Source organism: Kitasatospora sp. NPDC004799 (assembly GCF_040609095.1).
Classification (GTDB): Bacteria; Actinomycetota; Actinomycetes; order Streptomycetales; family Streptomycetaceae; genus Kitasatospora.
The window spans coordinates 1-2,669 of the sequence record NZ_JBEXJK010000665.1 but is presented as its reverse complement, the minus strand read 5'-3'; the positions used below and the strand labels follow the sequence as shown (position 1 = coordinate 2,669).

At 77.0% G+C, this 2,669-nt stretch carries 2 protein-coding genes; both read left to right on the top strand.

The window, feature by feature from the left end; genetic code table 11:
- Window positions 1–128 precede the first annotated feature (128 nt).
- The gene (locus tag ABZW03_RS39635; RefSeq protein WP_355269558.1) at window positions 129–1,964 is read left to right on the top strand and encodes a non-ribosomal peptide synthetase; all 1,836 of its coding nucleotides are present in this window, start codon (window positions 129–131) and stop codon (window positions 1,962–1,964) included.
- The coding region (locus tag ABZW03_RS39630; RefSeq protein WP_355269556.1) for a condensation domain-containing protein at window positions 1,961–2,669 on the top strand (709 nt) is incomplete at its 3' end. The genes ABZW03_RS39635 and ABZW03_RS39630, both read left to right, overlap by 4 nt.

Here is a 2,669-nt window from a genome sequence, read left to right as displayed (position 1 = left end):
GATCCTGATGGCGATCGTCGGGGTGTGGCTGGAGCACACCTGGATCAGGCCGGACCGGAAGAAGCGCATCTTCCTGGTCGAGGAGGCCTGGCACACCCGGCCGGGGCGCCCGGAAGGGAACCACCGCCATGACCACCGCGACCTCGCCCACCCGGCGGAACGCCGCCGCCCCGAGCACCGAAAGCCCGGCCGCCTCGGCCCTGCCCGCCCTGCCCGCGCTGATCGCCCGGCAGGCCGAGCTGCGGCCCGACGCGCTCGCCGTGACCGACGGCTCCACCGTCCTGACCTACCGCGAACTGGTCGACGCCGCAGGCCGGTTGGCCGCCGTCCTGGCCGCCCGGGGGATCGGCCCCGGCAGCGCCGTCGGCCTGCTGTGCGCCCGCTCCACCCGGCTCGTCGTCGCCCAGCTCGCCGTCTGGCGGGCCGGCGCCCTGGTCGTCCCGATCGACCCGGCCTACCCGCGCCCGCGGATCGCCGAGATGACCGCCGACGCGGACGCCCGGCTCGTCCTCGGCGACAAGGCGCTGCTCGCCGAGGCCGGGCTCCCCGAGGAGCGCACCCTGGTGCTCACCGAGCGCGGCACCGAGGCCACCGACGGCACCGCGCCCGACGCCGCCGACCCGGCCGCGCCCGCCCTGCTCTACTACACCTCCGGCTCCACCGGCCGCCCCAAGGGCGTCCTCGTCCCGCACAGCGCCGTCGCCGACCTGGTCACCGCCGAGGACGCGATCGCCCTCGGCCCGCGCGACCGGGTGCTCTTCCACTCCACCGTCTCCTTCGACGCCGCCACCTTCGAGCTGTGGGCCCCGCTCGCCCGCGGCGCCGCCGTGGCCGTCTCGCCGAGCGAGCGGCCCAGTGCCGAGGACCTGGTCCGCGACGTCGAGCGCTTCGGCGTCACCACCGTGTTCCTCACCACCGCCCTCTTCCACCACCTGGCGGCCCGCCGCTCCCGGGTCTTCGGCGTCCTGCGCACCCTGGCCGTCGGCGGCGAGGCGGTCTCCGCCGAGCACGCGGGCGCGGTCCTGCGGGCCTTCCCCTGGCTCGAACTGGTCAACGTCTACGGGCCGACCGAGGCCACCACCTTCACCACCCTGCACCGGGTCACCCAGGCCGACTGCGCCGGCTCGGTGCCGATCGGCCGGACCTTCGGCGGCGCCCGCGGGTACGTCCTGGACGAGGGGCTCGCGCCGGTGGCGCCGGGCGGCGTCGGCGAACTCTGGATCGCCGGCGCCCGGCTGGCCCTCGGCTACCTCGGCCGGCCGGAGCTGACCGCCGAGCGCTTCCGCGAACTGCCGGGCATCGGACGCGCCTACCGCACCGGCGACCGGGTCCGCGAGCTGCCGGACGGCTCCCTGGAGTACCACGGGCGCACCGACGACCAGGTCAAGGTCCGCGGCTTCCGGATCGAGCCGGGCGAGGTCGAGCACGCGCTGCTCCGGCTGCCCGAGGTCGCCGAGGCGGCGGTCGTGGTCCGCCGGGCCGGCCAGGCCGACGCCGCGCTCACCGCCTGCCTGGTGCTCGCCGAGGGCGCCCGCCCGGCCGTCGAGGCGCTGCGCGCCCGGCTGGCCGAGCAGCTGCCCGCCCACCTGGTGCCCACCGCCTGGACCGTCCTCGCCGCGCTGCCGCTGACCGGCAGCGGAAAGGTGGACCGGAAGGCGCTGGCCGCCGACGGGGCGACCGCGGCGCAGCCGTCCGCCGCCGCCGCGCTCGGCCCGATCCAGCAGGTCGTCGCCGAGGCGTGGAGCCGGGCCCTGGAACGCCCGATCACCGACCCGGACGCCGACTTCCTCGCCGAGGGCGGGCACTCGCTGCTCGCCATGTGGGTGGTGGACGACCTGCGCGAGGACCTCGGGGTCGAGCTGTCGCTCGCCGAGTTCCTCGACCACCCGACCGTCGCCGCCCAGGCGGAGCTGCTGGAACGCGCCCTGCTGGCCGCCGACGACACCCCCGGAGCCGACCGATGAGCACCGTCGACCAGACCGACCTGCTGCGCCGCGCCCGCAGCCGCCGCGCCGCCGTGACCACCCCGCCGCCGCCCGCCGCCCCCGTGGAGCCGACCGACCCGGCCCCGCTCTCGCACGCCCAGCAGCGGATGTGGCTGATGGAGCACCTCGGCCAGGGCGGCGCGCTCTACAACGTGCCGCTCGCCACCCGGCTGCGCGGACCGCTCGACCGGGCCGCCCTCGCCGCCGCGCTCACCGGCCTGACCGAGCGGCACGCCGTCATGCGCACCCGGTACCCGCGCCGCGGCGAGCAGCCGTACCAGCGGATCGACCCGGTCACCCCGGTGCCGCTGCCGGTGCTGGACGCCACCGGCCCGGAGCAGCTCGCCGTCGAGGCCGCCCGCCCGTTCGACCTCGCCACCGGTCCGGTGCTGCGCGCCCTGCTGCTGCGGCACGGGCCGGAGGACCACACCCTGGTGCTGACGATCCATCACATCGCCGTCGACGGCGGTTCGTTGCCGGTCCTGTCCGCCGACCTCGCCGCCCTCTACCTTGCCGAACGGGACGGTACGGCAGCCCGACTCCCGCAGCCGGGGCCTTCGTACGCCGAGTACGCCCGCCAGGAGCGCGCCCGGGAGGAGGAGTTGACGGCCGCCGCCGACGCCCTCGCCGCCCAAGTCGTCACCCGTGACCGCATGGCACGTCGTGAAGCCCATGCTCTCCGCC

Bases quoted from the DNA above. Each gene is read 5' to 3' on its own strand.
- ABZW03_RS39635 (WP_355269558.1), top strand. From the start codon at position 129: ATGACCACCGCGACCTCGCCCACCCGGCGGAACGCCGCCGCCCCGAGC.